Source organism: Streptomyces sp. PCS3-D2, assembly GCF_000612545.2.
Classification (GTDB): Bacteria; Actinomycetota; Actinomycetes; order Streptomycetales; family Streptomycetaceae; genus Streptomyces.
In genome coordinates this window covers 1082155-1103952 of record NZ_CP097800.1, presented here as the reverse complement: position 1 = coordinate 1103952, position 21798 = coordinate 1082155, and the positions used below count along the sequence as shown (strand labels likewise).

General features: G+C 71.5%; 19 protein-coding genes and 1 tRNA gene. 11 read left to right on the top strand and 9 right to left on the bottom strand.

Translation table 11 applies throughout. The annotated features are described in order from the left end of the window. Positions 1-142 precede the first annotated feature (142 nt). Entirely contained in the window at positions 143-1882 is a 1740-nt protein-coding gene (locus AW27_RS04570) for a glycoside hydrolase family 71 protein (RefSeq protein ID WP_078555813.1), read from the top strand. Positions 1883-2146: 264 nt separating this feature from the next. Next, positions 2147-3340 carry an aminotransferase class V-fold PLP-dependent enzyme gene (locus AW27_RS04565; protein WP_037916161.1) on the top strand — a complete coding sequence of 398 codons (1194 nt, stop codon included), beginning with the start codon at positions 2147-2149 and terminating at the stop codon, positions 3338-3340. On the opposite strand, the gene cobF is transcribed toward AW27_RS04565, so the two are convergent. Next, positions 3327-4079, bottom strand: a complete 753-nt coding sequence (cobF, locus tag AW27_RS04560) for a precorrin-6A synthase (deacetylating) (RefSeq protein ID WP_037916164.1) — start codon at positions 4077-4079, stop codon at positions 3327-3329. The genes AW27_RS04565 and cobF overlap by 14 nt on opposite strands. 18 nt (positions 4080-4097) lie before the next feature. Here cobF and AW27_RS04555 point away from each other — a divergent pair, with 18 nt between their 5' ends. The 4 genes from AW27_RS04555 to AW27_RS04540 are packed head-to-tail and all read left to right on the top strand — an operon-like array spanning position 4098 to position 7496. Further along, positions 4098-4853: a (Fe-S)-binding protein gene (locus AW27_RS04555; protein WP_037916167.1), complete on the top strand. Its 756-nt coding sequence runs from the start codon at positions 4098-4100 to the stop codon at positions 4851-4853. Further along, positions 4850-6373, top strand: a complete 1524-nt coding sequence (locus tag AW27_RS04550) for a lactate utilization protein B (RefSeq protein WP_052030044.1) — start codon at positions 4850-4852, stop codon at positions 6371-6373. The genes AW27_RS04555 and AW27_RS04550 overlap by 4 nt, the downstream gene beginning before the upstream one ends. Beyond that, a complete protein-coding gene (locus AW27_RS04545; protein WP_037916170.1) occupies positions 6370-7047 on the top strand; it encodes a LutC/YkgG family protein in 678 nt (225 codons plus the stop codon). The genes AW27_RS04550 and AW27_RS04545 overlap by 4 nt, the downstream gene beginning before the upstream one ends. 53 nt (positions 7048-7100) lie before the next feature. Next, the gene (locus AW27_RS04540) at positions 7101-7496 is read left to right on the top strand and encodes a VOC family protein (protein WP_037916174.1); all 396 of its coding nucleotides are present in this window, start codon (positions 7101-7103) and stop codon (positions 7494-7496) included. A gap of 110 nt (positions 7497-7606) precedes the next feature. Here AW27_RS04540 and AW27_RS04535 read toward each other — a convergent pair whose 3' ends face one another. Further along, positions 7607-7969 carry a DUF309 domain-containing protein gene (locus AW27_RS04535; RefSeq protein WP_157840154.1) on the bottom strand — a complete coding sequence of 121 codons (363 nt, stop codon included), beginning with the start codon at positions 7967-7969 and terminating at the stop codon, positions 7607-7609. A 226-nt stretch (positions 7970-8195) separates the two neighbouring features. Between AW27_RS04535 and AW27_RS04530 the strand changes: the two genes are divergently transcribed. Further along, a tRNA-Pro gene (locus AW27_RS04530) sits at positions 8196-8272 on the top strand. 28 nt (positions 8273-8300) lie between these two features. On the opposite strand, the gene AW27_RS04525 is transcribed toward AW27_RS04530, so the two are convergent. Continuing rightward, positions 8301-9701 carry a tyrosine-type recombinase/integrase gene (locus AW27_RS04525; RefSeq protein ID WP_236647452.1) on the bottom strand — a complete coding sequence of 467 codons (1401 nt, stop codon included), beginning with the start codon at positions 9699-9701 and terminating at the stop codon, positions 8301-8303. A gap of 616 nt (positions 9702-10317) precedes the next feature. Here AW27_RS04525 and AW27_RS04520 point away from each other — a divergent pair. The 4 genes from AW27_RS04520 (at position 10318) to AW27_RS04505 (ending at position 14521) form a co-directional block, all read left to right on the top strand. After that, on the top strand, positions 10318-10635 hold the full coding sequence (locus AW27_RS04520; protein ID WP_037916176.1) for a helix-turn-helix domain-containing protein: 318 nt from the start codon (positions 10318-10320) through the stop codon (positions 10633-10635). Continuing rightward, entirely contained in the window at positions 10622-11140 is a 519-nt protein-coding gene (locus AW27_RS04515) for an ImmA/IrrE family metallo-endopeptidase (protein ID WP_037916179.1), read from the top strand. The genes AW27_RS04520 and AW27_RS04515 overlap by 14 nt, the downstream gene beginning before the upstream one ends. A gap of 643 nt (positions 11141-11783) precedes the next feature. Then, a complete protein-coding gene (locus tag AW27_RS04510; protein WP_037916181.1) occupies positions 11784-12788 on the top strand; it encodes an SMODS domain-containing nucleotidyltransferase in 1005 nt (334 codons plus the stop codon). Beyond that, a complete protein-coding gene (locus AW27_RS04505) occupies positions 12785-14521 on the top strand; it encodes a ThiF family adenylyltransferase (protein ID WP_037916184.1) in 1737 nt (578 codons plus the stop codon). Before AW27_RS04510 ends, AW27_RS04505 begins: the two co-directional genes overlap by 4 nt. A gap of 201 nt (positions 14522-14722) precedes the next feature. Here AW27_RS04505 and AW27_RS04500 read toward each other — a convergent pair whose 3' ends face one another. From AW27_RS04500 to AW27_RS04475, 6 genes are all read right to left on the bottom strand, one after another. Beyond that, entirely contained in the window at positions 14723-15856 is a 1134-nt protein-coding gene (locus AW27_RS04500) for an SAVED domain-containing protein (protein ID WP_236647453.1), read from the bottom strand. 615 nt (positions 15857-16471) lie between these two features. Next, entirely contained in the window at positions 16472-17293 is an 822-nt protein-coding gene (locus tag AW27_RS04495) for an ABC transporter ATP-binding protein (RefSeq protein WP_236647454.1), read from the bottom strand. Beyond that, entirely contained in the window at positions 17290-18309 is a 1020-nt protein-coding gene (locus AW27_RS04490; protein ID WP_052030209.1) for an ABC transporter ATP-binding protein, read from the bottom strand. The genes AW27_RS04495 and AW27_RS04490 overlap by 4 nt, the downstream gene beginning before the upstream one ends. A 5-nt stretch (positions 18310-18314) precedes the next feature. Next, positions 18315-19193 (bottom strand): ABC transporter permease, encoded by an 879-nt coding sequence (locus AW27_RS04485; RefSeq protein ID WP_037916186.1) that lies wholly within the window; start codon positions 19191-19193, stop codon positions 18315-18317. After that, positions 19190-20143 carry an ABC transporter permease gene (locus AW27_RS04480; protein WP_037918009.1) on the bottom strand — a complete coding sequence of 318 codons (954 nt, stop codon included), beginning with the start codon at positions 20141-20143 and terminating at the stop codon, positions 19190-19192. The genes AW27_RS04485 and AW27_RS04480 overlap by 4 nt, the downstream gene beginning before the upstream one ends. Beyond that, positions 20140-21774, bottom strand: coding sequence for an ABC transporter substrate-binding protein (locus AW27_RS04475; protein ID WP_037916189.1), 1635 nt, complete (start codon positions 21772-21774; stop codon positions 20140-20142). Before AW27_RS04475 ends, AW27_RS04480 begins: the two co-directional genes overlap by 4 nt. Positions 21775-21798 lie beyond the last annotated feature (24 nt).

The following is a 21798-nucleotide window of genomic DNA, read 5'->3' as shown; positions in this document are numbered from 1 at the left end:
GAACCGGCGGTCGGCGTAGTTCCCGTCGTCCCCGTGACGTACGTGCACGGTCCCCGACCCCGGCGAACGCTTGTCCGGAAGCCGGGGATGGGCTCTACTGCTGTCCAGCCCCCACCGGGGTGCATTCGCGGGAGGGGCCACGATGACAGCGGACCGGCGCACGGACCGGCGAGCACGACGCAGAGCGCACGGCGCGGACCGGGCGGCACGCCCCGTGTCGCACCGGCGCCGGCCGGCCGTCCGGGGCGGCCGGCCGCTGCTGGCCCTGCTCCTGTCCGGCTTCCTCGTCGTCGGTGTCTGCGCGGCCACCGGCATCGCCTGGGACCCGCTCGGCGGCGCCCCCGAACAGAACACCACGGTCCGCGGCGCCTCCGCCCCGCAGTCCACCGGACCCGGCTCCCCACCCGGCGCGGGCGACCCGACCCCGGCGCAGCCGCAGCAGAGCCCCCCGCCCACCCGGCGCCCGGCGGCCGACGGCGATTCCGGGGGAGCGGTGGACTCCGGAGCGGCGCGCCCCGCCGGCGCCCTGCCCTTCGACATGCCCCGGCCGGCCGCGCTGCGCTCCGGCCGAGCGGGCGGGAAGCTGGTCTTCGCCCACTACTTCACCCCGTACCCGCTCTCCCTCGACAATGCGGACGCGGACAAGGACTACTACACCCGCAACTACCTCGACCCCGATGGGGAAAGCGGCAAACACGGCAGGTACGGCGGCCTGCTGCGGGACCGCCCGCTGCCCGTCACGCCCAAGGGCGGCGACTGGGAGTACGCCAACCTCCAGCAGGAGGTGCGCACGGCGCGGGACGCCGGCATCGACGGCTTCACCCTCGACTTGCTCTCCCTCTCCGGCAAGAACTGGGACCGCGCCAACCTGCTCATGGCGGCGGCCCGTTCGGTGGACCCCGCTTTCAAGATCATGCTCATGCCGGACATGACCTCGCTGAAGACCGACGATCCCCGCGTGCTCGCCGAGGCGCTCGCCACGCTCGCCGACGCCTCCGCCGCACACCGGCTCCCCGACGGCCGACTCGTCGTCTCCCCCTTCAAGGCGGAGGCGAAGAGCGTGACGTGGTGGACGGAGGTCATCCGGGTCCTCAAGGCCGACCACGGCATCGGCACCGCCTTCGTCCCGCTCTTCCTCGACTTCGGCGCCCACACCGGCGAGTTCGCCCCGATCAGCCACGGCTTCTCCGAGTGGGGCAGCCGCAGCTACACCGGCCAGGAGAGCTCCACGCGCGACGTCCGGCGGGCCCACGGCATGGGCAAGATCTGGATGCAGCCCGTGTCGGTCCAGGACGCCCGCCCCAACCAGGGCATCTACGACGAGGCCGGCAACACGGCTACCCTGCGCGCCACATGGACGCGCGCCATCGAGGACGGCGCCGACTGGGTCCAGCTCACCACGTGGAACGACTACTCCGAGGGCAGCCAGTTCGCGCCCTCGCTGCACAACGGCCACGCCTACCTCGACCTGACCTCCTACTACCTGACCCGGTTCAAGACGGGCGGCTGGCCGAAGGTCGTCCGGGACACCCTGTACCTCACCTCGCGCACGCAGTTCGCGGACGCCGACCCGACCGGCGACCAGTCGCTGGTGATGTCGCTGCGCAAGGGAAGCGCACCGGCCCGCGACACGGTGGAGGTCCTCAGCTTCCTCACCTCACCCGCGACCGTGCGCACGACCGTCGGCACGGCGCAGGACAGCCACGACGCCCCCGCCGGGATCCACTCCGCACTGCTGCCGCTCAGGACGGGTACCAGCGCGGCCCACGTGGTCCGCGACGGGAGGGCGACGGCGAAGGTGGACCTGCCCTACCGGGCGGATCACACGGTGGAGGTGCAGGACCTCCAGTACTACGCGGCGAGCAGCGGCCGCGAACCGTAAGCCGCGGCAGCGGCTGCCGACCGCCCGGGCCTCAGCTCCGGGCTGTCTGCCCCGGCCCGCCGGCGCGGCCGCGGCCCGCCCGCCGGGCCGGCTGCGCACCCAGCCGCCCGGCACGCCCGCGGTCGGGCACCTGCCCTGCGCAGGCGGCCGCCGGCCCCCCGGCGGGGCCGTAGCGTTCCGGCCCCGCCGGGGGCCGTGGTCTTCCCGTCCGCGAGACCGGCGGGAGATGATCCGGGCGACAGCCGCGCCGCACCCGGAGGTTCCGTGACCGAGACGACACGTCCCGCCGAACGCCCCGCCGAGCCGCCCGCAGGCCGCCCGCAGCCGGGGGAGTTCCCCGGCGGGCCCGCCCTCTTCCGCCTCGACGCCCGCGTCGCCCACCTCAACCACGGCTCGTTCGGCGCGGTCCCCGTGCCCGTACAGGAAGCCCAGGCCCTGCTGCGGGCCGAGGCGCACGCCGACCCCGACGCCTTCTTCACCGCCCTGCCGGACCGCCTGGAACAGGCCCGCACCCGGATCGCCGCGCACCTCGCCGCCGACGCGGACGGCCTCGCCTTCATCGCCAATGCCACCGAAGGCGCCCATCTCGCCCTCGGCGCCGTCCCGCTCGCCCACGGCGACGAGATCCTGGTGACCGACCACGGCTACGGCACCGTCACCGCGGCCGCCGCTCGCCGCGCCCCGGTCACCACCGTCGCCCTGGACCCCGCCCTGCCCGACGAGGACGCCGTGCGCGAGACCGTGCTGGCCGCGCTGACGCCGCGTATCCGGGTCGCGGTGCTCGACCACGTCAGCTCGCCGACCGCCCGGGTCATCGCCTCGCCCCGCCTGGTCGCCGCACTGCGCGAGCGCGGCGTGACCACCGTCGTCGACGGCGCCCACGCACCGGGCATGCTCGCGGACCCGCTCGGCACCGGTGCCGACTTCTGGTTCGGCAACCTCCACAAATGGGGCTACGCCCCGTCCGGCACCGCCCTGCTCGCCGTCGCCCCCCAGCACCGCCACCGGGTCCGGGCACTCGTAGCCTCCTGGGAGGACGGGCACGGCTTCCCGCGCTCCGTCGAGAACCGCGCCACCGCCGACTACACCGGCTGGCTCGCCGCCCCCGACGGACTCGACCTCATCGAAGCCCTCGACGCCGCCAAGGTCCGCGCCCACAACAGCACCCTCGCCGCCCACGGCGCCGCGCTGCTCGGTGAGATCCCGGGGCTCGCCGCGCTCCCGCACACCGACGGCCTCGCCATGCGCTCCCTGCGCCTGCCGCCGGGTGTCGCCGAGACCCCGGAGCACGCCCGCGCGCTGCGCGAGCGGATCGCGGAGCGCCTGCGCATCCGGGTGCTGATCTGGCCCTGGCCGGGCGGCGGCGGCATCCGGGTCTGCGGGCAGATCTACAACCGCCCCGAGGAGTACGCCCGCCTCGCCGCCGCCCTGCCCAGCCAGCTGCTCAGGGGCGCCTGAGCAGGTAGGTGTCCATGATCCAGCCCTTGCGGGCGCGGGCCTCGGTCCGCAGTTCCTCGATCTGCCCCGCGACCTCCGCCAGCCTGCCCTGCACCAGGATCTCGTCGGGGGTGCCCACGTAGGCGCCCCAGTAGATGTAGAGGTCCTGGTCCAGGTGGGCGGTGAAGGCGTGCCGCGCGTCCAGCATCACCACCACGTCGTCCACCCCGGCCGGCCAGCCCTCGGCCAGCCGGCGCCCGGTGGTGATCTGGACCGGCCGCCCGACCCGGTTCAGATGGGTCCGGTGCCGCGCCAGGAGCGCGGAGACGCTGCTGATGCCCGGTACGACCTCGTGCTCGAAGACCACCCGGCCGCGCTCCAGCACCTCGTCGAGGATCGCGAGCGTGGAGTCGTAGAGCGACGGGTCGCCCCACACCAGGAACGCCCCGGTCTCGCCGTCGGCCAGGTCCTCCGCGACGAACCGCTCGAAGAGCTCGGCCCGCGCGCTGCGCCAGCCGTCCACCGTCGGGGCGTACTCGGCGGGCGTCCGGTCCCGGTCCGGGTCGCGGCCCTCCACCAGCCGGTGGCCGGGGCGGGCGTGCGCGTCGAGCATCGCGCGCCGCAGCCCGGTCAGATCCGACTTCTCCTCACCCTTCTCCAGGATGAGGAATGCGTCCGCCGCGCCGATCGCCCTGACCGCCTGGAGGGTCAGGTGGTCCGGGTCGCCCGCGCCTATGCCGATCACTGAGAACTTCTTCACCCGGCTATTGTGCCCATCATGCGTGCGGCCCTGTTCGTCACCTGCGTCAACGACGCGCTGTATCCGCGGACCGGCATCGCCGTCGTCCGCCTCCTGGAGCGTCTCGGCGTCGCGGTGGACTTCCCGGCCGCCCAGAGCTGCTGCGGGCAGCCGCAGTACAACACGGGCTACCGGTACGAGGCCGAACCGCTGGTGCGCCGGACGGCGGCGGCCTTCGCCGGCCACCCATACGTGGTCACGCCTTCCGGCTCCTGCGCCGCGATGATCCGTGCGCACTACCCGCGGATCGGCCTGAAGGCGGAGCGGGAGGGGCGAGGGGCGGAGCTGGCGGACGCCGCCCGGTCGCTCGCGCCGCGCGTCTACGAGCTCACCGAGTTCCTGGTCGACGTGCTCGGGGTGACGGACGTGGGCGCCTACTTCCCGCACACCGTCACCTACCACCCCTCCTGCCACGGCCTGCGCGGCCTGGGACTGGGGGACCGGCCCCGACGGCTGCTGGCCGCCGTCAAGGGCCTGGACCTGGTCGACCTGCCGGGCGCGCAGGAGTGCTGCGGTTTCGGGGGCACCTTCGCCGTCAAGAACCCGGACGTCTCCACCGCCATGGGCACCGACAAGACCGCCGCCGCGACCGGCACCGGGGCCGAGGTGCTGTGCGCCTCCGACAACTCCTGCCTCTCCCATCTCGACGGCCTCCTGCGGCGGTCGGGGGCACCGCTGCGGACCCTGCACCTCGCCGAGATCCTCGCGGCGACCGAGGAGGAACCGCTGCCATGACGGGCTTCAGAGGCGCCACGGGCGCCCCCGGAACCACCGGAACCCCCGGGACCACAGGTACCCACCTGGGCATGCCCGCCTTTCCCGAGGCGGCCCGCGAGGCCGTACGGGACGGCGTCCTGCGTGCCAACCTCCGGCACGCCACACACACCATCCGCGACAAGCGGGCGCGGGCCGTGGCCGAGCTGGCGGACTGGGACCGGCTGCGCGCCGCGGGCAAGGCGGTCAAGGACCACACACTGCGCCACCTCGACCGCTACCTGCTCCAGTTGGAGGCGGCGGTGACGGCGGCGGGCGGCACCGTCCACTGGGCCGTCGACGCCGACGAGGCCAACCGCATCGTCACGGAGCTCGTCCGCGCGACCGGCGAGCGCGAGGTCGTCAAGGTCAAGTCGATGGCCACCCAGGAGATCGGTCTCAACGAGGCCCTGGAGGCCGCCGGGATCACCGCGTACGAGACCGATCTCGCCGAGCTCATCGTGCAGCTCGGGCACGACCGCCCCTCCCACATTCTGGTCCCGGCCATCCACCGCAACCGGTCCGAGATCCGCGACCTCTTCCGTGCCGAGATGGGCCGCTGGGGCCGCCCCGCACCCGATCCCCTCGGCGACGACCCGCGGGAACTCGCCGAGGCGGCGCGTCTGCACCTGCGCGAGAAGTTCCTGCGCGCCAAGGTCGCTGTCTCCGGCGCCAACTTCATGGTCGCCGAGACGGGCACGATCGTCGTCCTCGAATCCGAGGGCAACGGCCGGATGTGCCTGACCCTCCCCGAGACTCTGATCTCGGTCGTGGGCATCGAGAAGGTCGTCCCCACCTTCCGCGACCTGGAGATCTTCCTCCAGACGCTGCCGCGGTCCTCGACGGCCGAGCGGATGAACCCGTACACGACGATGTGGACCGGTACGACGGACGGCGACGGGCCCTCCGCCTTCCACCTCGTCCTCCTCGACAACGGACGCACCGACACCCTCGCCGACGAGACCGGCCGCCAGGCCCTGCGCTGTATCCGCTGCTCCGCCTGCCTCAATGTCTGCCCGGTCTACGAACGCGCCGGCGGCCACGCCTACGGATCGGTCTACCCCGGCCCCATCGGCGCCGTCCTCAGCCCCCAACTGCGCGGTACCGCAAGCGAGATCGACGCCTCGCTGCCCTACGCCTCCACCCTGTGCGGGGCCTGCTACGACGTCTGCCCGGTCGCCATCGACATCCCTGACATCCTCGTCCACCTGCGGGAACGGGTGGCCCAGGGCGGACCGGCGACCCGCGACGGCATCCGTGTACGGATCCGCCCCGCGCGCCGGCACACCGCGGAACGCGCCGCCGTGCGCGCCTCCCGGCTGCTGCTGGACCGCCCGGGGGCGCTGCGCGCGGGCGAGCGCCTGCTGGCCCGCGCCCGCAGGCTGGCGCCGCGCCGGCTGCCCGGCCCCGGCCGCGCCTGGACCGACACCCGCGAGCTGCCCCTGCTGCCCGCCGAGTCGTTCCGCGACTGGTGGACCCGGGAACGGGGAACCTCGCAGTGACCGGCAAAGATCGCATCCTGGCCCGCATCCGCCGGGCGGTGACCCCGCCGGGAGGGCAGGCGGGTACCGGGACCGGCGCCGACGTCCCGAGGGACTACCTGCGGGTACACGGCGCGCGCACCCCGGACGAGCGCGTGGACCTGCTGGCCGCGAACCTCGCCGAGTACCGCGCGCGGGTCCACCGCACGGACGGGGACGGTCTGCGGGACCTGCTGGGACGCCTGCTGGCGGACGCCGCGACCGTGCAGCTCCCGCCCGCCCTCGGCCACCGCCTGCCGTCGGAGCCGTCGCTCACCTTCGTCCCCGACCGGGCGGCGCAGACCCCTCGGGAACTGGACCGGGTCGACGCCGTGGTGACCGGCTGCGCCCTCGCGATCGCCGAGACCGGCACGATCGTCCTCGACGGCGGCCCGGACCAGGGCCGCCGCCGCATCACCCTCGTCCCCGACCACCACATCTGCCTGGTGCGCGTCCCGGACCAGGTCGTGGACTCCGTCCCCGAGGCCCTGCCGCTCCTGGACCCGCGCCGCCCGTTGACCTGGATCTCCGGCCCGTCGGCGACCAGCGACATCGAGCTGGAGCGGGTGGAGGGCGTCCACGGCCCCCGCAGACTCGACGTGGTCCTCGTGGGCGCCTCGGACCGGGGGCGGCGGCCGGGGGCGCGCGAGCGGTAGCGGGTGCGGGACCGCGAGCGGGGGCGGCCGGGGCCCGGGGTCACAATAGGGCCATGTCATCCCACATCGCCCTGACCGCCCTCCTGGTCCACGACTACGACGAGGCCATCGACTTCTACACGCGTGCCCTCGGCTTCGATCTGGCCGAGGACACGGCCCGCCCGGACGGCTCCCGCTGGGTGGTCGTACGCCCGCCCGGCGCCACCGAGTCCGCCCTGCTGCTGGCCCGAGCCAAGGACGAGGCCCAGCGCTCCCGCGTCGGCGACCAGGCCGGCGGCCGCGTCGGATTCTTCCTGCACACCGACGACTTCGCCCGCGACCACGCCCGGATGACCGCCGAGGGCGTCCGCTTCCTGGAGACCCCGCGCCACGAACCGTACGGCTCCGTGGCCGTCTTCGAAGACCTCTACGGCAACCGCTGGGACCTGCTCCAGCCCGCCCTCCGCTGAGGGTCGGCCGTACCCGTCCCCCCGGCGGGCCTGCGCCGACAGCCTCGGCCCGCCACCCTGTCGCGACGACGCCCGCAGGTGCCCCGTACGGGGGTCCCCCTCCGACGGCCTCAGCGGCCGCCGCCCAGCCGGGGGGCCTCCCGTGCGGCGTCGACGGCCACGCCGGCCCGCTCCACCCGGCCCGCCACCTCCCGGGCCCACCGGACCAGGCCCGGCACGTCGAGCCCGTACGGGTCCCCCCGCAGCCCCTCGATGCCGTCGGCCCCGCGCCGCAGCAGCCGCGCCCCGCCTACCGTGTTGCCACGGGCGGCGTGCGTCAGCCCGACCGCCAGCTGTGCCAGTCCCCGCCACAGCGGCGCCGAGGCCCCGGGCCCCGACTTCCAGGCGTCCTCGAAGACCTCGTGCGCGTGGAAGGGCTTCCCTGCGTCCAGCAGCCGCTGCGCCTCGCGCACCGTCTCCGCGGGCGAGCGCACGACCCCTTCCGGCTGCCGCTCCACACCCGGCGCGCCGTAGGCAAGCGGCCGTCCCAGCCCATCCCTCGGACGGGCGTTCCTCGCCCGCCCTTCACCGTCCCTGTCCCGTGCGTTCACCGTTCCATCCTGCACCGCGCCGATTACCCGTGCATGCACACCCCTCGCCGTGGGGTAATGTTCTGCATGTGCCGCCGAGCACGGGGAAACCCGCAGGTCGAAGGTACATCGGGACGTGGCGCAGCTTGGTAGCGCACTTGACTGGGGGTCAAGGGGTCGCAGGTTCAAATCCTGTCGTCCCGACCAGCGTTTACGCAGGTCGGAGGCCGTTCTCTCAACCATGAGAGGGCGGCCTTTCGTGCGTCCGGGGCCATGGTGGTCGCAATGTGGTCGCACGTCCAGCCTTTGGCCGGTCGGCCGTCGCACTGAAGGCCAGCGGTGCGGGGGATCGGAGCCTGCGGAAGGTTTCGCGGATCTGCTGCAGGTGGTCGCGTGGTGGTCGCAGCCACGCCGGGCGGCTCGTTTCGCGGCCGGTGTTCTGGGCTCCGGTGAGGGTGCGGTCGATGGTGTCGACGGCTTCGCGGGCTGCCTGCCGGGTGAGGTGGCTGTAGATGTTCGCGGTCGTCGACAGGGTGGAGTGCCGCAGCGTCTTGGACACCACTGTCAGCGGCACACCGGCGGAGATCGTGATCGTGGCCGCCAGGTGACGCAGGTCGTGGACCGTGATCCGCGGGACGCCGGCCTCTTCGGACAGCTGGTGGAGCCGGTCGAGTACCTGGTGCGGTCCGAGCGGACGCCCATCGGGTCGGCAGAACACGAGCCCTGCGAACGGATCGTCAGGATCGCCCCTCGTAGGCGGCGTTGATCGCGCGTGGTGCCGCAGGGCGGTGGCGACGCGCGGTGAGATGGCGATCCAGCCGCGGCTCGACCGGGTCTTCGGCGTGGTGATGACGAGACGGTTGTTGTCGATGGCGGAGAGAGTGCAGCGCACGTAGAGGACGCCCTCGCCCAGGAGGACGTCGTCCCAGTGCAGTCCGAGGGCTTCGCCCTTGCGCATGCCGGTCCCGATCAGGAACTCGAACAGGTCGGCTATCTCCGGGTCGGCCTGGTGGCAGTAGGCCAGGAACCGCGCCGCTTTTTCGGCTGTCCAGATCTTCCGCTCTGGTGCCGGTGGGCGACGCAGGGCTGGGGGAGATGCGGGGTTGTGGGGGAGGCGGTGTTGGCGGACGGCGTCGCCGAGGGCGCTGGAGAGGGTGGCCAGGCAGCGGTAGAGGGTGGTTCTGCCGCGTCCGGCAGCGAGCTGGCAGGTGACGAAGGCGGAGATGTGCCGGTGCGCGAGCTGGTCGAGCTTGAGACTGCCGAAGGCCGGGACGAGGTCGTTGCGGACGTAGTCGCGGTAGCGGGCCATCGTGATCGGCTTCAGCACCAGGGCCTTGGCCTCCAGCCAGGAGTGAAGGTAGGCGGCGACGGTCTGGCTGGGGTCGGCGTTGTATCCGCCTGCCTCGCCCTCGAGGAACCGGCCCAGGGCCTGCTCGGCGGCGTCCTGGCTCCGGAATCCGCCGCGGCGGATGGTGGTGCGGTGGTGGTCGGGGGTGGGGACGTCGACGGCGAAGTTCCAGGTGCCGTGCTGGCTGTCGGTGGTCAGGTGGGGGCAGTGGGTGCCGAGCTGGTGGTGCTGGGGGTCTCTGCAGCCGCAGCGGCGGTAGATCCGGCCGCGGCCGGCGCTGGTACGCATGGGGATCGCCTCCGGGAGGCGAGAGCGGGAGTGGATGCTTCCAGCGTGCGACCACAAGCGACCACGACACCTGCCGGAGGCGTGTGACCAGCGGGTTTCCCTTGTCGGGGCGCCAAGGGACCCGCAGACGCTCAGTAGATTCTTCGTCTGCTGGCGGTACAGCTGGGGTGCCCATGCTGACCTGGTAAGACGACGGCCAGTGCGCGGCTTCATGGCGTGGTCTCGTCCGGGAGGTTCCAGATCTTGGTGCGCGCTGGCCAAGGCGGCAGGGATGGGGAAGGTGTGGGAGTGATGGGGAACGGGGGCTTTCCAAGGGTGGGGCTTGCCCTCTTGGCTACGGTAGGTGGACGCCGCAGGGCCACCCGGCGGGATAGAAGTACATGGGCGCACCGCATGGCTGTCTCCCTGCCCCGGTCGGCGATCGAGAGTGCTCCCGTCACCCCAGGCACTGTGTGCCTTCTGTCGAGTGGCGGCATCCTGCCATGCCCAGGCACACCTTGCCCTTCGGCGAGCAGGTGAAGCGGGCCGGTTCGGTCAGCGTGTCACCGTCCAGGGCTGGTCGTGCGCAGGGCGGGGAACTAGGTTGTCAGTGAGACTGGCAGCGCTTGGGGGATATGTGGACGAGCGGGAGTTCAACGAGACCGTTGCCCGGTTGATCCGTGAGGCGCGGATGCGCGCCGGGGTGACGCAGGAGTACGTAGGGCGTCAGGCGGGGCTGACGCGTGGTTCGATCACGAACATCGAGTCCGGAACCCAGTCCCCGCCTCTTTACCGGCTTGCCCTGATCGCCGCAGCGGTCAACGCGGATCCTGCCGACCTGCTTCCCTCGCTCCACCTGGACGAAGCGTCCGGACTCGCCGCGCGTCATGCCGCCGATGTCGCCGCGGTGTGGGCGCAGGCCTCGAAGAGGAGGAGCGCCGGTGGCGAAGGCTGACCTGGCGGCCCGCGGGCTGCTGCGAGAATTCCGGATCGACGCCCCACCGGTGGACCCCTTCGCTCTGGCCGAACACCTCGGCGTCCTGGTCGTCCCGCAGCACATGGACGACGATGTCTCCGGCATGCTCCTGCGCAAAGACGGAGCCTGTGTCATCGGGGTCAACCAGGCGCATTCCTTCGAACGGCGACGCTTCACGGTGGCGCACGAATTGGGGCACCTGCGCCTGCACGAAGGACGCCTGCTGATTCTGGACACCGACGCGCGCGTGAACTACCGCAACGCGGTCTCGAGCATGGCCACGGACCGCGAGGAGATCGACGCCAACCGATTCGCTGCGGCACTGCTGGCCCCGGAGGACATGGTCCGCCGGGCGGCACAGCACATCAGTTTCCGCACGACGGACGATCTCGTGCGGGTCTTGGCCAAGCGTTTCCAGATGAGCGAGATGGCCATGACCTACCGCCTGATGAACCTCGGTATCGTCTCCGGCCCCGCTCACTGAAGCCACCCGGCCAGGCCGCCGGCTCGACCTCCTGCCACCCGTTGTGCGTTCCCGGTGCCGGCCTGCCACGTCTGCTGGGAAGTCCTGCCTTTCCCTCTCCCGCCTCGGATGGCTAAAGACGGGGGAGTCGAACCAGCCGCTGTCTAATCCACGCTGAAGAGATGTCAGCCAGACTGACCTTCGAAAAATGCCTTGCGTGAGTGTCGCTGTATGTGGTGCACTGGTTACCGCAGAGAGTGACGGTCTCTGTGTGTAACGGGTGGTCGCTGCTCGGCGTGAGGCTGACGGGCCAGACCACCCTCTGGGCGATACCGCGCACGCGTGCCTGGCCGTGATGGTCGGCATCGTCGACCGGACCGCACCGGTTCCACTCGATGGCCAGCCGTCACCCAAGGCCATCCGCTGATGCCGCGCATCGGCCGACCCTCTGCCCAGTGCCATGGTCGGCCTTCTCCGCGAGCCCACACCAGGCCCCTCGCGCAAGCACACCCATGTCCGCAGTCGTGCGCCCCCTCATGGGCAAGCTCCCGGACCTTCCCGATCCCTTCATGCCCTGTGCCGTCACGTCTCCCGTCGGCATGCCCCAAACCCATTTCGTCACCCCGAGCCCTCAGCCGGCTCGCCGCAGAAAGGAACCCCCGCCATGGAGTGCCGCAAGAACTTCGACACCTTCCTCAAGAACACCGTGAATCTCAGCCAGGCCAAGCTCACCCTCCTCGACGTACGCGTCGAGGCCATCTATCAGGCCCTCAAGGCCGACCCCGAACTCGGCCCGCTCATCCGCGGCAAGAAGCCCCAGGGGTCCTGGGCGCAGCGCACCATCATCAACCCGGTCGGCGACAGCGAGTTCGACGCCGACTTCATGCTCCACCTCACCGAGAACACCGACTGGGCCGACAGCCCCAAGACCTACATCGACAAGGTCTACGCCGCACTCCACCGCCACAGCATCTACGGCGCCATGCCTCACACTCGCAAGTGCCGCTGCATGCAGTTGAGTTACGCCAACTCCATGCACGTCGACATCGTCCCCTACCTTCAGCTGGCCGACGGCCGCGAGGTGATCGTCAACCGTGACGCCAACACGTGGGAGCAGACCAACCCGGCCGGGTTCACCGCCTGGATGCAGAAGAAGGACGGCATCGCCAACAACAACCTGCGCAAGGTCATCCGCCTGATGAAGTACCTGCGCAACCACCGTGGCTCCTTCACCGGTACCCGCTCCATCATCCTCACCACTCTGCTCGGCGAGCGCGTCGAGGAGATCAAGCCGCTCACGGACCCCGGCTGCTACAGCGACGTGCCCACCACCCTGCTCACCATCGTCGAGGACCTCGACCGCTGGCTGCAGGCGCGTCCCTACAAGCCCTCCATCGCCGACCCCTCCGGGTCGGGTGTCACCTTCGACCACCGCTGGGATCAGGTGACCTACAGCTACTTCCGGGCCCGCATCCACACCCACGCCCGCGAGATCCGTGAGGCCTACGACGAGCCGGACTACGACCGGAGCGTGCGGCTGTGGCGCAAGTTGTTCGGCGACGCCTTCCCCGACCAGCCGCGTGCCACCGCTTCCCTCACCCCCACGGCGGCCAAGTTCGCTACCCCACTGCTCATCACCACGACCTCCCGCACCGGACGTGCCGGATGACCAAGCGCAAGCCGCCCGCGGCCCGCCCCAACCCCTCCCAGCGCCGCCTCCTGGAGGAGCTCACCGCGCTGGCAGCCGCGCACGAGCCGGACCTGCGCATCACCGGCCGCCCGCAAACCGACACTGATGGGCTGGTCACCGTCCCCATTAGTGTCCGCACCAGTGGCATGCTGCATGCTCCAGGAGGACTGCAGCTCAAGGAAAATGAGGACTTCCTCCTCACTCTGCCCGCCACCCCGGTGATCCCACCCTCGGTGCGCACCACCCACATCCGATTCGCCGGCACCCCCCACGTCCTGCAAGGCAACCGGCTGTGCCTCTACCTCGACCCAGCCCGCGAATGGGACCCCGCCGCCGGAATCGCCTCCGTCATCAACCGGCTGTGGCAGTGGCTCACCGACGCCGCAGCCAGCAGGTTCGACCCCGCCACCGCGCTCTACCACCCCGTCGGCGGTGTCCTGCATCACACCCCAGGCACCCCCACCGTCGTTGTACGAGAATCCGTCTTCCACGGGCCGGCCACAGCCTGGCTCACCCAGCGCACCACCGATCGGCTCGACCTGACCAGCGCCGCCACATCCTCCACCAGCCACCGCACCCCGATCCTGCCCGTGGCCACGCTGCCCCTGGGGGCGGGCAATACCCTGGCCGAACTTCTTACCCTCACCCATTCCAGCACTGCCCACGACCCGCCACCGGCCGATGCATCCTCGGCGCTGTTGACCGCACTTGCTGCCAGCGCCCTGCGTAACCCCGAAGGCACCGCCCAGCACTTCCTCCTGGCCGTCCGGCACCCCACCACACCCGCAGCGCCCCCCTTCCTCCTCGCCGGCCGGCTGCCGCCCCAGGCAGGCGACACGCTGCGCCGCCTCGCACGCCGCGCGACCCCCAGCCGCCTGGGCAGCCTGCCTGAGGACCTGGCCCATGCCCCCATCGCATGGTGCTACCTCTCCGACGAACGCTCCGAAGTCACCACCCGCCGTGACACCCTCCGCCCCGTCCGCGCCTTCCAGGACCGTCACATCCACATCTGGGGCTGCGGCGGCATCGGCTCCTGGGCCGCCGAGATGGTGGTCCGGGCTGGCGCCTCACATCTCACCCTCAGCGACCCCGGCCGTGTCACCGGCGGCCTGCTGGTGCGGCAGAACTACACCGAACACCACATCGGCATGAGCAAGGCGACAGCCCTGGCCTCACACCTGCGCACCATCCGCGACGACATCCGCGTCGACATCGCCACCCCGCCCCCCGACCCTGCCCTCCTGACCGCAGCGGACAAAGCCGACCTCATCATCGACGCCACCGTCAGCATCACCGTCGGACGCTTCCTCGACCTCCTCGCCCAGCAACCCCATCGCAGAGCCGTCCTGGCCCAACTCGCCACAGACAGCCTGACCGCCAGCCTGGGAATCCTCACCATCGCCGCCCCCGGCACCCACGCCCCACTCTCCACCATCGATCACACCGCCGGCGGCCACGTCCTTAACGACCCGAACCTCGAGGCGTACCACGTACTGTGGGCTGAACCCGCCCCGGACGACGAACTGCGTCCCACAAGAGGCTGCTCCACTCCCACATTCCACGGCTCGGCCGCCGACCTGATGGCAACCACCGCCACCCTGGTCACGCTGCTGGGCACCCAGATACGCCACCCCGTATCCGGGACCCACCTGTGTGCTCAGCCCCACACCGGGACAGCCCCGGCGTACTGCTTCGTCCCCCACACCACGTAGGGAGCCTTCCTGCGTTGCTGGACCGGCGGCCCTGCATGCCCGGCAAGGCCGTGAGCCCCTGAGGTTGCCGGGCGTCGGTAACAGGCCGCACCCCCAGTCGCTCCGGCAGAACTCCGCACACCCTGCCGCAGCTCCACACCTCCAAGCCAGGATGAGAAGGCGCTCCACGGCGCCACACGGCGGGCCGCCGCCGTGCGCGGGTCAGCCGGGGACCTGCCCCACCTCTAAGGTGGGCACGTAGCTGCCCGCCAGGCGCTCGTAGATCACGAGCTGCGGGTGCACCTGCGGATGGTGGGTACGGCCCAGGGCGACAGCCGCGGCGAGGGGAACGGCAGGCAGGACATGTAGGCGGCGCAGCGACTTCGCCTCCCGTTCCAGCCGCGCGAGAAGCATCCGCAGCGTTTCCTCAAGCTGCTGCAGTGACGCCCGGCAGCGCAGTATGTCCGGACCGGCCTGCGCGCCCACCGGGCGGACCTCGTAGCGGCGCAGCGCCGACAGCTCCCGCGGAACCTCATAAGGGGCGATGATCCCGGAGACGTTCACCACGACGACAGCCTCGTCCCGGCCCGAACCGGCCTGAACGGGATGCGCGGCGAACTTGGTGAGCGGGCCGCTCTCGGCCGGCCACACCCATGACTGCTCGTGCCGGTGACGTTGGTAGATGTCTGTCGGCACGGTGTCGTCCAAAAGCGACCCGAGATAGACCAGCAATGGCAGACGCGCGAATCCGAACACGCTCACGTGCTGCACGGATTCCCGCTCTATCCCTGGCCGCAGCCGGTTGCGGACCACGTCATCGATGACCTTGGTCGCGTGCCGGTAGTAGTGACGGCTGGCCTCGGCGGCTGATTCCGCGTCCCAGGCCGCGGCTGCCTGCTCGCCGGGAGTGTGCCGCAGGTCTATCTCCACACCGTGCCGGGTGTAGGACTCCAGGTACAAAGGAAAGCGGCGGCCTGCCGTCACAGCGTCCGCAGCGGTCTCCCGCGACAGCTCGACCGCATTTCCGTGCACTGACCCCACCATCCGCACCACCGTGGTGGCCCTCTCCGGCCCCAGCGCGGTCAGGTGCCTGACACGGTCCTCATGTTCCTGCTTCACACGGCGCAGCCACTCGACGGTGAAGACGTCCAGCGCGGCCTTCGCATCGATCTCCATATGCTGCTGGGCACACAGCAGCATCAGATTGTCCGCCTCATCCCGCAACGCCCCCTCCAGCAGATCCCCGCCGCGTGGCGAGCGCGGATCAGTGCTCTGCCCGACGATGTGCGCAACCTCCCCCAAAGGAAGCGTCCGTCCCGACATCGCCCCCTCCAGTAGGTACGCGTTGCACAGCATGCACCTGCCTCCACTGCGCACCCACACGGCGAGAACCGTCTTGGATGAAAGACGACTCCGTTTCCCGCCGCTCCCGCTCATCAGCACTGCCTCCATCCGTTTGCGACAGGCCAGACGCTAGACGACGCCTCCCCTGACACCGGCGGGATTTGACAAAGCACGGCACTCCCTAGAACTGCGTCCTATGGGTATGCGCCCGCCCGACTGGCAGTGACCACGAACAGCTCGCGTACCTCGACGTCAGCTCGATGGCCTTGGGGACCAGTTGGGGACCATACGATGGAAGCGGTGGTGCACGAAGCACCGCTCTGTACACGGTCTGCGCCCCAGATAAGTGTGGTATGTCCGGATAATCCGGGTCACCTGTACATCTGGGGGTCAAGGGGTCGCAGGTTCAAATCCTGTCGTCCCGACCATGCGGAATCGCAGGTCGGAGGCTGTATCGGAATTTTCCGATACAGCCTCAATGTCGTTTTCGGGCGCCAGTTGGGGGCCACGCCGGCCCGAGCGGGTCAGGCGGCGGTCATGGCCGTGAGCGGCAGTGAACGAGGTGCACGGAGCACCGTGGGGTGCGCGGACAGCGCGGTGCCGGCCGCTGGGTCGAGCGGCCGGCGGTCACCGGCCTGCGGGGCACCGCCCGCGCCGGGGCACCGAGTCCAGGAGGAGTCGGGTGTAAGGGTGTTGGGGAGCTTCCAGGACCTGTGGGGCCGGACCCGTCTCCACGACCTGACCGGACTTGAGCACGAGGATCTCGTCGGCGATGTGTCGGACCACCGCCAGATCGTGTGTGACGAACAGGTAGCCGATCCCCGACGCGCTGCGGATCCGCCCGAGGAGTTCGAGGATCTGCGCCTGGATCGACACGTCGAGCGCGGCGACGGCCTCGTCGAGGACGAGGATCCGGGGCTCCACCGCAAGGGCACGGGCGATCGCCACGCGCTGGCGCTGGCCGCCCGAGAGGTCACGGGGGAGGGCGGCTGCCTCGCGCGTGCCGAGACCGACCTGGTCCAGGAGTTGGGCGACCCGGCCGCCGCGGCCCGGCGCGTCGAGATCCGTGTGGAGGCGCAGCACCTCGTCCAGGCAGCCGGAGACGGTCACCCGCGGATCGAGGGAGAGGTACGGATCCTGGAAGACCATCTGGATCTCCCGGGCCCTGGCCAGCCGTTCCGCCCGGCGACGGGGCCGGGTGGAGCGGTCCCGGCCGTCCAGGCGGACGGTCCCGCCGTCCGGGCGCTCCAGTCCGACGAGCATCCGCGCCGTGGTGGTCTTGCCGCTGCCCGACTCACCGACGATCGCGAGGGAGGCCCCGGGCGCCAGGGAGAACGACACGCCGTCGACGGCCGTGTGGTCGCCGTATCGCTTGCGTAGTCCCTCGACGGCCAGGCCCTCGGCGACCGGTCCTTCGGCTTCCGGTCCCCTCTTCCCCGAGGCGGTCACAGCGCGATCCCTTCGTCGGCGCGGTGGCAGGCGGCGAGTCCGTCGCCGTGCCGGGTGAGTTCGGGCTTCTCCTGTGAGCAGCGCGCCACGGCGTGGGCGCAGCGCGCGGCGAAGGCGCAGCCCGGCGGCGCTTCGGCCAGGGAGACGGGACGCCCGGGGACGGGACGGGGCGCGGGCACCCCCGCTTCGATGCTCGGCGTGCAGGAAATCAGCCCCGCCGTGTACGGGTGCCGCGGCCGGTCGAACAACTCGTCGGTACCGCGCGTCTCCACGATCCGGCCCGCGTACATCACATAGACCCGGTCACAGACGGTGGCGGCCAGTTCGAGGTCGTGAGTGACGAAGAGCAGGCCCGTGCCCCGCTCGGCCCGCAGCCGGGTGAGGAGTTCGATGATCTCCGCCTGGGTCGTGACGTCCAGGGCGGTCGTCGGCTCGTCGGCGACGATCAGTGCGGGTTCGGCCGCGAGGGCGGCGGCGATGACCACCCGCTGGAGCATGCCGCCGGAGAACTCGTGCGGACGGCGGCGCAGGGCGCCGCGCGGATCACGGATGCCGACCGCGTCGAGGAGTTCTAGGGCCCGCGCGGTCGCCGTGGCGGCCGGGGTCCCGGCCGCGCGCAGCCCTTCGGTGAGGAAGTCGCCGACACGGCGCAGCGGGTTCACGGAGGCGCGCGGGTCCTGGAAGACCATCGCGACCTGTCGGGTGCGAAGCCCGGTCAGCTCCGCGCGGCTCATGGTGAGGACATCCCGGCCGGCGACCCGGACCTCGCCGCCGGTCCGTGCGCCGGCGGGCAGCAGCCCGAGGACGCTGCGGCACGCGACCGACTTCCCGGAGCCGGACTCGCCGACGAGGCCGACACTCTCCCCGGGGTGCACCCGCAGGCCGACTCCGTCCAGGACCGGCCGCGCGGCGCGGGAGTCGGTCAGGTGGACCCCGAGACCGTCGATCTCCAGGACCGGATCCCTCCCGCCGGCCGGGGTCGCGGTCGCGTCCGTCCGTTTCCGCTGTTCCTTCATGCGGTTCACCTCTTCCGCCTCGCGATGCGGTCGGCGAGGCCCTCGCCGACGATGCCGAACGCCACCACGGCGAGCACGATGCACGCGGAGGGCGCGAGGGCGGGCAGCATCGCCCCCTGCTGGACGGCCGACTGGCCTTCGTTGATCATGGCGCCCCAGTCGGCGGTCGGCGGCTGCACGCCGAAGCCGAGGTAGGAGAGCGCCGCCAGGTCCATCAGCGCGTACCCGAAGTTCATCGCCGACTGGGCGAAGACGGTGGGGGCGATGTTGGGCAGGAGGTGGCGCAGGCACACGTTCCAGCCGGACCAGCCCTGCACCAGGTAGCACTCGATGTAGGGGCGGGTCTTCTCCTGGCGCGCGATGCCGCGGACCAAACGGCCCACGTACGGGGTGTACGCCACCGCCATCGCGATGACGGGCGCGGTCATCCCCGAGCCGACGACGGAGACGAGCAGGATCGCGAGCAGGAGTCCGGGGATCGCGAAGGCCATGTCCATCGAGCGGGACAGGACCGAGTCCACCCAGCCGCCGCGCCAGGCGGCCAGCACGCCGAGCAGGGTGCCGGCCAGGGTGGAGACCCCGACGACGAGCAGCGGGCCGAGCAGCCCGGTGAGGGCCCCGTGCATCAGCCTCGACAGGATGTCCCGCCCGGACTGGTCGGTGCCGAGCAGGTGTTCGCCGGTGGTTCCGGCAAGGCTCGCCGAGAGGTCGAGGGCCTCGGGGTCGTACGGCGCCAGGACGGGGGCGAGCACGGCGATCAGCACGAGAGCGGCGAGCACCGCGACCGAAGCGGTGAACAAGGGCCCCTGGGCGAGGCGGCGCAGGGGGCGCAACCCCGGCCTGCGGCGCAGGACGTCGGGTTCCGCAGGTGCGGTCGTGGTCATGAGGAGCCTTCCCCGTGGAGCGACAGCCGGGGGTCGATCAGGGGTGCGAGCAGGTCGACCGCGAGGTTGACGAGGACGAAGGCGCCCACGCTGAGGAGGGTGATCGCCTGCACGACGGCGAAGTCCTTCGCGGTGACCGACTGTACGAGCAGGGAACCGAGGCCGGGCACGTCGAAGGCGGTCTCGACGATCGAGGTGCTGATGAGGAGCCCGGCGAGCATCGTGCCACCGACGGTGACGACCGGGCCGAGCGCGTTGCGCAGGACGTGCCGACGGACCACGGTACGCTCCGGGACGCCGCGGGCGCGTGCCACCTCGACGTGTTCCCGGCCGAGTTCGTCCAGCATCGCCGAGCGGGTCACCCGGGCGAGCAGGCCCGCGAAGGTCAGCGCCAGTGCGATGGCCGGCAGGGTCAGGTGGTACAGCCTTTCGGAGAATCCGACGGGTGCGCCACCGGGGCCGGGGAACCAGCCCAGACGGACGGAGAACAGGGACACGAGCGCGATCGCGGTCACGAAGGACGGGGTGGCCGTGGCGAGACCGGTGCCGAGGAGCACCGCGCGGTCCAGCGGCCCGGGACGCAGCGCGGCGAGTACTCCTGCCGCGATGCCGATGAGGGTGACGAGCAGCGCCGCGTATCCGACCAGCAGGGCCGTGCCGGGCAGCCTGGATCCCAGGAGGGTGGAGACGTCCTGGTGGAACTGGGCGGAGCTGCCGAAGTCGCCCTGGAGGAGCCCGCCGAGCCACCTGGCGTACTGCACGGTGAGCGGGTCGTCGAGGTGGTACTGGGCGCGCAGGGCCGCCACGGCCTCGGGGGTCGCGGGGCGGCCGTGGAGCAGGAAGGACACCGGGTCGCCGGGGGCCAGGTGGATGCTGCCGAAGACCACGAGGGAGGTCACGAACAGCACGGCCAGCAGCCCGAGGACGCGTCCGACGAGATAGCGCGTCATTTCGCCGCGGCCCCGATCGTCGCGGCCCACGGGTAGTACAGCTGGGCGATCCCGGTCGGGGCGCCGGTGACGCGCTTGCCGAGGAAGAGCACGTAGGGCGCTTCATAGACGGGGATGACCGGCAGCTCGCGCAGCGCGATCTTCTGGAGCTCGGCGGTCAGCTCCGCGCGCCTGCCCGCGTCGGGTTCGGCGTTGGCCCGGTCGAAGGCGGCGTCGAAATCGGCGTTCGACCAGTTGCCGTAGTTCCCGAAGTCGCCGGTGCGCAGGTACTGGTAGAACTCCAGCGGGTCCGGGGTGTTGTCGTACCCGTTGGTGATGACCAGGTCCAGGCCGGCGCGCGCGCCGGGGTCGACGAAGATGCTGCTGTACGCCTCGGGGGGCACCGACTTCAGTTCGACGTCGAGGCCGATCTCCCGGCCGGCGGCCTGTACGGCGTTGGCGACGACGCTGATCTCGGGGGCGAGCGTGCTGGTGACCAGGGTGATCTTGCGGTCGGTGGCAGCCGACTCCCGGACGAGCTTCTTCGCGGCGTCGATGTCGTAACCGGGTTCGGGCAGGGTGTCGTAGAGCGCAGTTGTCTTCTCCGGGGCCAGCGCCCACGCGCCGCGCGCGGCGGGGGCCTTGGCGGGGACGCCGATGCCGCCGGTCGCGGCCTTGATGATGTTCTTCCGGTCGAGTGCGAGGGAGAGGGCCTGGCGCACCTTCACGTCGCCGAGCGGACCGTCGAAGTCGAGCACGGCGAGGTTCGCCGCGGCGGTGTTGGGGCCGAAGAGGACGCTGCCCCTGCCACTGGAGCGCAGCTGCCCGATCGTCGCGGGGGCCACCATGTAGCCGCCGTCGGCGGTGCCGGACAGGAAGGAGTTGGTGCGGGCCGCCGGGTCCTCGACGAAGGTGAACTTCACCGTGCCGGTCCTGGGGGCGAGCCGGGGGTCCCAGTAGGTGTCGTGCTTCTTCAGGGTGATCTCGGCGCCCTGGGTCCAGGTGTCGAGGGCGTACGGCCCGGTGCAGTTGACCTTGCCCGCGGGGGTTCCGTAGTCCTTGCCGGCCCTGGCGAGGGTCGCGGCGCTCTCGATGGTGCCGGGGGAGGCGGCCATCAGCTCGTGGAGCAGGACGTCGGGCTTGGTGAGTCGGAGCGTCACCTCCAGCGGTCCGGTCTTCTCGACGGCGTCGACGTTCTTGAACGTCGACGCCCAGGGAGAGCCGGTCCGGGGGTCCATCTGGCGCTGGAGGGAGGCGACCACGTCGTCGGCCGTCATGGTCGTGCCGTCGTGGAACGTCACCCCGGGGCGCAGGGTGTAGACCAGCGTGAGGGGGTCGGGGCGGTCGTACCTCACCGCGAGGCCCGGTTCGATCCTCATGTCGGGCGTGACCCGCATGAGCTGCTCGCACACGTTGGCGAGCACGGTGTTCGGCGGGTAGTCGTACGCCAGGGCGTAGTCGAGCGTGTAGGGCTCGGCGTACAGGGACCAGGTGAAGGAGTCCAGCGGGCCCTGCGCGGGCGGCGAGAGGGGGGTGACCTCGTGGTCGGTGCCGCCGGCGGTCCTGGGTGTGGTGGCGCCTGAGCAGGCGCCGGTGGTGGCCGCGAGGGCGGCGGCGCAGAGGAGAAACGCCATGGTTCGGGGCATGCGCATGCAGACCCACCCCTTTACGGGTGT

What these genes read in the sequence shown, in the direction of transcription:
- AW27_RS04570 (WP_078555813.1), top strand. Translation starts at nt 143, where the DNA reads ATGACAGCGGACCGGCGCACGGACCGGCGAGCACGACGCAGAGCGCAC.
- AW27_RS04555 (WP_037916167.1), top strand. Translation starts at nt 4,098, where the DNA reads ATGCGTGCGGCCCTGTTCGTCACCTGCGTCAACGACGCGCTGTATCCG.
- AW27_RS04550 (WP_052030044.1), top strand. Translation starts at nt 4,850, where the DNA reads ATGACGGGCTTCAGAGGCGCCACGGGCGCCCCCGGAACCACCGGAACC.
- AW27_RS04540 (WP_037916174.1), top strand. Translation starts at nt 7,101, where the DNA reads ATGTCATCCCACATCGCCCTGACCGCCCTCCTGGTCCACGACTACGAC.
- AW27_RS04525 (WP_236647452.1), bottom strand. Translation starts at nt 9,701, where the DNA reads ATGCGTACCAGCGCCGGCCGCGGCCGGATCTACCGCCGCTGCGGCTGC.
- AW27_RS04510 (WP_037916181.1), top strand. Translation starts at nt 11,784, where the DNA reads ATGGAGTGCCGCAAGAACTTCGACACCTTCCTCAAGAACACCGTGAAT.
- AW27_RS04505 (WP_037916184.1), top strand. Translation starts at nt 12,785, where the DNA reads ATGACCAAGCGCAAGCCGCCCGCGGCCCGCCCCAACCCCTCCCAGCGC.
- AW27_RS04500 (WP_236647453.1), bottom strand. Translation starts at nt 15,856, where the DNA reads ATGCTGTGCAACGCGTACCTACTGGAGGGGGCGATGTCGGGACGGACG.
- AW27_RS04490 (WP_052030209.1), bottom strand. Translation starts at nt 18,309, where the DNA reads ATGAAGGAACAGCGGAAACGGACGGACGCGACCGCGACCCCGGCCGGC.
- AW27_RS04485 (WP_037916186.1), bottom strand. Translation starts at nt 19,193, where the DNA reads ATGACCACGACCGCACCTGCGGAACCCGACGTCCTGCGCCGCAGGCCG.
- AW27_RS04480 (WP_037918009.1), bottom strand. Translation starts at nt 20,143, where the DNA reads ATGACGCGCTATCTCGTCGGACGCGTCCTCGGGCTGCTGGCCGTGCTG.
- AW27_RS04475 (WP_037916189.1), bottom strand. Translation starts at nt 21,774, where the DNA reads ATGCGCATGCCCCGAACCATGGCGTTTCTCCTCTGCGCCGCCGCCCTC.